Source organism: Streptomyces sp. YS-3 (assembly GCF_045257485.1).
In the GTDB taxonomy this organism is placed as follows: domain Bacteria; phylum Actinomycetota; class Actinomycetes; order Streptomycetales; family Streptomycetaceae; genus Streptomyces.
Genome location: NZ_JBJHPC010000468.1, coordinates 1 through 5,677 on the forward strand (window position 1 = coordinate 1; position 5,677 = coordinate 5,677).

At 73.5% G+C, this 5,677-nt stretch carries 9 protein-coding genes; 5 read left to right on the forward strand and 4 right to left on the reverse strand.

The window, feature by feature from the left end:
- Positions 1 to 139 precede the first annotated feature (139 nt).
- Positions 140 to 769 carry a GNAT family N-acetyltransferase gene (locus tag ACJA3G_RS28320; protein WP_406555881.1) on the forward strand — a complete coding sequence of 210 codons (630 nt, stop codon included), beginning with the start codon at positions 140 to 142 and terminating at the stop codon, positions 767 to 769.
- Positions 770 to 798: 29 nt separating this feature from the next.
- Here ACJA3G_RS28320 and ACJA3G_RS28325 read toward each other — a convergent pair whose 3' ends face one another.
- Entirely contained in the window at positions 799 to 1,371 is a 573-nt protein-coding gene (locus tag ACJA3G_RS28325) for a TetR/AcrR family transcriptional regulator (protein ID WP_406555882.1), read from the reverse strand.
- A 138-nt stretch (positions 1,372 to 1,509) separates the two neighbouring features.
- Here ACJA3G_RS28325 and ACJA3G_RS28330 point away from each other — a divergent pair, with 138 nt between their 5' ends.
- The 4 genes from ACJA3G_RS28330 (at position 1,510) to ACJA3G_RS28345 (ending at position 4,010) form a co-directional block, all read left to right on the forward strand.
- Positions 1,510 to 2,085, forward strand: coding sequence for a dihydrofolate reductase family protein (locus tag ACJA3G_RS28330; RefSeq protein WP_406555883.1), 576 nt, complete (start codon positions 1,510 to 1,512; stop codon positions 2,083 to 2,085).
- Between the two features lie 58 nt (positions 2,086 to 2,143).
- Positions 2,144 to 2,587, forward strand: a complete 444-nt coding sequence (locus tag ACJA3G_RS28335; RefSeq protein WP_406555884.1) for a DUF6304 family protein — start codon at positions 2,144 to 2,146, stop codon at positions 2,585 to 2,587.
- Between the two features lie 122 nt (positions 2,588 to 2,709).
- Complete coding sequence (locus tag ACJA3G_RS28340; protein ID WP_406555885.1) at positions 2,710 to 3,654, forward strand: DUF1648 domain-containing protein; 945 nt, start codon at positions 2,710 to 2,712, stop codon at positions 3,652 to 3,654.
- Entirely contained in the window at positions 3,654 to 4,010 is a 357-nt protein-coding gene (locus ACJA3G_RS28345) for a GntR family transcriptional regulator (protein WP_406555886.1), read from the forward strand. Before ACJA3G_RS28340 ends, ACJA3G_RS28345 begins: the two co-directional genes overlap by 1 nt.
- A gap of 6 nt (positions 4,011 to 4,016) precedes the next feature.
- Here ACJA3G_RS28345 and ACJA3G_RS28350 read toward each other — a convergent pair whose 3' ends face one another.
- From ACJA3G_RS28350 to ACJA3G_RS28360, 3 genes are all read right to left on the reverse strand, one after another.
- Positions 4,017 to 4,424, reverse strand: a complete 408-nt coding sequence (locus ACJA3G_RS28350) for a VOC family protein (protein WP_406555887.1) — start codon at positions 4,422 to 4,424, stop codon at positions 4,017 to 4,019.
- 22 nt (positions 4,425 to 4,446) lie between these two features.
- Complete coding sequence (locus tag ACJA3G_RS28355) at positions 4,447 to 5,130, reverse strand: hypothetical protein (RefSeq protein ID WP_406555888.1); 684 nt, start codon at positions 5,128 to 5,130, stop codon at positions 4,447 to 4,449.
- A 12-nt stretch (positions 5,131 to 5,142) separates the two neighbouring features.
- Positions 5,143 to 5,677: hypothetical protein (locus ACJA3G_RS28360; protein WP_406555889.1), on the reverse strand; the 535-nt coding region annotated here is incomplete at its 5' end.

Genomic DNA, 5,677 nt, shown 5'->3' on the forward strand with positions numbered 1-5,677 from the left:
GGGTTGGCTCTCCCCGAGTCAGGGCTCGAGGGGTCCCGGGGCTGCCTCCGGGGCCCCCTCGCGCCCTGACTCGGGGAGAGCCAACCCTAGGATCGTCGCCGTCAGTTGAGGATCGACGGAACGCGACAAGGGCGGCGACATGGGTACGGGACCGGGCACCGGCACACGACGGGTCGAGCGGGACGACGACAAGGCGATGGAGACGGCGGTGCGCCTGCTCGACGAGGCGTTCCAGGACGACCCGGTGAGCAGCTGGGTCTTCCCCGACCCCGCACACCGCCGGGAGAAGCACCCCCACCTCATGCGCGCCTTCCTGGAGGTCGCGCTCGACGAGGGGCACGCCGACCTCACCGAGGACGGCACGGCGACCGCCCTCTGGCTCGACGTTCCCGCCGGGGCGGCGCAGGACGGGCCGGCGGAGGACGGGGAGGACGGCCCGGCACAGCTGCGCGCCGCGGTCGACCCGGAGAACGAGCGGGTGGAGCTGATCGGCCGGCTCACCGCCTCCGTCCATCCGCACGGCCGGGCGCACCGGTATCTGCTGCTGATCGCGGTCGCCCCGGACCGCCAGGGGCAGGGAGCGGGGGCCGCGCTCATCGCGCCCGTCCTGCAGGAGTGCGACCGCGAGGGGCTGCCCGCCTATCTGGAGGCCAGCAGCGCGCGCAGCTCCGTGCTGTACGAACGGCTCGGCTTCGCCCACCTCGGCGAGCCGCTGCGGCTGCCCGACGGCCCGCTGATGTACCCGATGTGGCGCGAGCCGCGCGGCTGAAACGGTTCACCGCCGTACGGGACCGGGGCTCAGCCGCCGAGCACCCGGTCCACCACCATCTCCACCATCCGCTCGGCGGAGTCCTCGCCGAGCATGTCCGGCAGGGTGAGGTGGTCGACCAGCAGCCCCGTCATGGCGAAGTAGAGCAGCCGTACCGTGTCCGCGTCCCCCGGCAGCCCGGCCTCCAGATGGAACGCGATGTTCGCCTCCAGCTCGGCGCGGGCGGCCTCGGTCAGCGCCTCCCGGAGCTCCGGCCGGCGGGTGGCCTCCAAGCGGAGCTCCAGCATGGCGAGATAGCCGGTGCGCTCCTTGACGATCCGCCGCAGCAGCCAGTGCATCAGCGAGGCCACCAGCTCCCGTGAGGGCGCGGGCCGCATCGCCTCGCTCACCTCCGCCGGATCCGGTGTCATCTTCACGTGGATGCGCCGCCCGGCCTGGGTGAACAGGTCGTCCCTGCTGGTGAAGTAGTTGGACGCGGTGCCGGGCGGCACCTCGGCCTCGGTGTCGACCGCGCGGAAGGTCAGCCCGCGCGCACCCTCGCGCGCCAGCACCTCGATCGCCGCGTCCACGAGAGCCGTTCTGCGTTCGGGGTTCCTGACCATCCGCGTTCCTCTTTCCGTAAGGGCTTCCGTAAAGGCTTTCCGTGTCGGCCGTAAGGGCCTTGCGCAACCACTACATGCGAAGTACTTTACCTGAAGTGGTTGATCGCCCGGCCACCCCCCGAGCCCGAAGAGGCCAGCTTGCGCAAGCTTTCGTACTACATCGCCCTCACCCTCGACGGCTTCATCGCCGCCCCGGACGGGTCGTTCGACTTCTATCCGGTGAGCGAGGAGTTCGCCGGCTTCATGGCGGGCGAGCAGCCCGACGCGCTGCCGACCGCCGCCCGGCGGGCCCTGGGTGTCGACGAGGTGTCCGTCTCGCGGTACGACACCGTGCTGATGGGCCGGGGGGCGTACGAACCCGGTCTCGCGGCGGGCATGACCAGCCCGTACGTCCATCTGCGCCAGATCGTCTTCTCGCGCAGCCTCCGCGAGTCCCCGGACCCGGCCGTCGAGGTCGTCTCCACGGACCCGGTGGCGTATGTGCGCGAGCTCAAGCGCGAAGAGGGCCTGGACATCTATCTGTGCGGCGGCGCCGACCTCGCCGGGCAGCTCGTCGACGAGATCGACGAACTCGTGATCAAGAGCTATCCGATCGTGGCGGGAGCCGGAATCCCCTTGTTCCGGGCGGAGTTCGCCCCTCGCCCGTTCGTGCCGACGGACAGCCGTTCCTTCGAAAACGGTACAGTCGTCACCACCTACACAAGGAAGCGCTAACTCCCATTTCGGTCACGCCCTGTGACGAACGGCAGGGTGCGCCGCTACTCTCCCGCCCATGACCACACAGTCCTGGGCGGGCTGGTACCGAGACCGCCATGGATCCGAAGCGCTGACGATCACCGCCGACGGGACCCAACTGCACACGCGCATCAGGGGAGTCGATTTCGCCGGGACGGGGTTCGACTCGCTCGGCCCGGTGCCCGGCATACCGACGGAGGGCTCGTTCGCGCTCGACGGCGGCGCCCTGCGCGACTTCGTCCTGGAATGGGACATGCCGGTACCGGTCGCCTCCCCCGACGGCGCCCTCCACCAGGCAACCCTGAGCTGCCTGCTCTCCCTCAAGCCGCCCGAGCCCGACCTCGGGCTCGCCCTGCACCTGGGGGGAGCGGTGTACGCGTCGGGGCGCGCCGAGCTGGACTTCGCCTCGGTACTCGACGACATCCGCCGCCAACTCCCCACCGGGGCACAGCTCCAGCCGTCCGTCCTCGAAAGCATCTGATCCGGGCGCGGCCGACCACGGCCGGCCGCGCCCCCTTCCCCGGTGTCCTGACGGCGAGTTATTCTATTTCTATGCGAACAACGAGGGTTTCACGGGGTCGTGGCGGCCCTCCTGGCCGCCTGGTGGCCGTCGCCGTGCTGCCGTTCCTGCTGGCGCTCGCCGTCGACCTGCTCCTCTTCGCCGCCCTGCACGACCGGCTGCCGGGGCGGCTGGCCACCCACTTCTCCGGCGGCGGTACGGCCGACGGCTATTCCGGCCGGAGCGCGTACGTGGCCGTCGCCACCGGACTCCTGGGCGGGCTCGCCGTCGTCTGGGCGGCCGTCGTCGCCAAGGGCGGCCTCGGGCCGCGCGGGGTGCGCCGGATGCTCGCCGCGGGGTACGCGACCGCGGGCCTGACCGGCCATCTGATGGCCGCCGTACTGTTCGCGAACCTCGACGCGGACGACGGCGGTGCGGCCCGGCTGCCCCTGTGGCAGCTCGCGGCGGCCCTCGGGGTGGCCGTGCTCGCCGCAGCGGCGGGCGCGCTCTCGGCGCGGCGCCTCGCCGTTCCCCCGGCCCGGCCCCGGCCCCTCGGCCCCGGCGCGGTCGAACGGCTCGACCTGGCGGAGGGCGAGCTGGCCGGCTGGGCCCGCCGCGCCCCCTCGCGGACGCTCTGCGCGGTCGGCGTGGCCCTGCTCGTCTTCGGGGGAGCGCTGACGTATGTGTACGGCTGGGGGCGCGCCACCGCGCCGCTGGCGTGCGGGCTGCTCATCCTCGCCTGCTCCTGCCCGCACGTGACGGTGGACCGGCACGGGCTGACGGCCCGCCCGACCGTGCTGCCCTGGCCGCGCGTGCGGATACCGCTCGACGACGTGGAGCGGGCAGTGAGCCGGGAGGTGAACGCGCTCTCGGAGTACGGCGGTTGGGGCTATCGGGTGCGTCCCGGGCGTTCGGGCCTGATCCTGCGCTCCGGCGAGGCGATCGTGGTGCGGCGCGCGGGCGGGCGCGAGTTCGCGGTGACGGTGGCCGACTCCGCGACGGCCGCGGCCCTGCTCAACACCCTCGCCGAACGTTCGGCGGTGCGCTGATGCTGTTCCGGGTGGACCCCGGGTCGCCGGTGCCGCTGGGCGACCAGATCGCCGCGTCGGTGCGGCGCGCCATCGCCGAGGGCACGGTGGAGCCGGGCGAACGGCTGCCCGCGGCCCGGGCCCTGGCCGACTCGCTGGGCGTCAACGTCCACACCGTCCTGCGCGGCTACCAGCGCCTGCGCGAGGAAGGCCTGATCGAGCTGCGGCGCGGCCGGGGCGCGGTGGTCGTCGACACGACGTCCTCCCGCGCCCGGGCCGGGCTGCTGGTGCGGGTACGGGAACTGGCCGAGGAGGCGCGCAGGCTCGGCCTGTCGGAGGACGAGCTGCTCGCCCTGGTCCGTACCGGCCTGCGCTGACCTGCCTCAGTACGTCTGCAGCTCCACCAGGTTGCCGTCCGGGTCGTGCAGATGGGCCGCCCGCATCGTCGGACCCCACTGCGGCCGGTCCTGCGCCGGGGCGATCACCGTGGCACCGGCCGACGCGCAGAGGTCGACAGCGGCGTCGAGCGCCCCGGGCCCGTCCACCCGGATGACGACCGAGGCCCCCACGGGCACGTTCTCCTCCCCGACGGCCGCGGTCATCGCGGCCCGCGAGAACACCGCGAAGGCGGTACGCCCCTCGCAGTCGTCCCAACTGGCGTACCCCGACGCCTCGGTGCCGCGCGCCAGCGAGCAGCCGGTGAGCTTGGGCAGGACGGCCGTGTAGAAGCGGAAGGTCGGCTCGTAACGCTCCACCAGGAGCCGCGTGTAAGGGGGTTCAAGAGGTGACATGACCCGAATCTATCGCGCGGCCTCAACTCACCCGGCTGATACGGGCGTCGGTGATCACGCCGTCGTGGACGGTGTACGTGCCGGAGTACGTCTGGCGGGTTCCGTCCGTCAGAGAGGAGGTGATGTCCACGCGGACGGTGTCGCCCGTGGCGGACAGGACGGTGACGCCGGTTCGCCGTGTGTCGGAGAAGCCGGCGACGTACTCCGTATAGCTCGGGCTCAGGTTCTTGCCGCCGAAGGCCCACGCGGTCGTGTAGTCGCCGCTGTTGAGCGCGGCGTAGTAGGTCGTCACGGTGGATTCCGGGCGGGTGGCCGTCGCGGTGGACGGGGCCGGACCGGCGGCCGGTTCACCGGTCTCGGTCGCCCCGGCGGTACCGGCCGTGCCGGTCGTGGCCGTCGCCTCCGGCTCGGTGATGCCGGGGAACACCGGGTCCGCGGTGTCCGTCGTGTCCGGCGTCCCGGGCGTCAGCGTGGAGACCGCCGGAGGCGGGAAGAACGGCGACTCCCGGTGCGGGCCGCCGCCGTGGTCGCGGGCCAGCCACCAGATGCCGGTGACCGCCGCCGCGGCCAGGACGACCGCGGCGAACACCACGATCAGCATGCGCCGCAGACCGTCGTCCGGGGGCGGCTGGTCCGGGCCCCAGGCGCCCCCGGCGCCCGACGGCCCCTCGACCCAGCGTTGCGCGTCCGCGTCCCAGTAGCTCATGGCACCTGCGTCTCAGCCGGTCAGTCGGGTGATGGTGTCGACGACGGCCGCGGCCGAGGCGAGCCCGGCCGCGGCCGTCGTGCCGAGGGTCAACCGCTCGCGCAGCCACTGCAGACGGTCGCGCCGCACCTGACCGGTGGCCGCCACCCCCTCCTCGACCTCCGCCAGCCGGTCGGCCAGTTCGGCGGTCTCGGCCGTGGGGCGCAGGACGCCGAGATGGTCGCGCAGGGTGCGGACGGCGGCGGCGAGTTCGGGGGGCGCGTCCAGGAGCTGTGTCGAGGCGTCGACGGCCCGCGCGTCGGCGCCCGCCGCCGCGGCGCCGCCCGTCATCGTCCCGATGCCCACACCGCCGGGGACGCCCGCGGGCGCGGGTCCGGTGCCCGCGTACGGAACCGGCGGTGTCCCCGTCCGCTGCGAGCGGTCCTCGGCCGACGCCCGGTCCCCGGCCGCAGCCGCGCCCCCGGTCATCACGCCGATGGAGATCCCGCCGGGGGTACCGGGGGGCGCCTGGGGGTCCTGTTCCGGCGGGATCTCCATCGGCGTGATG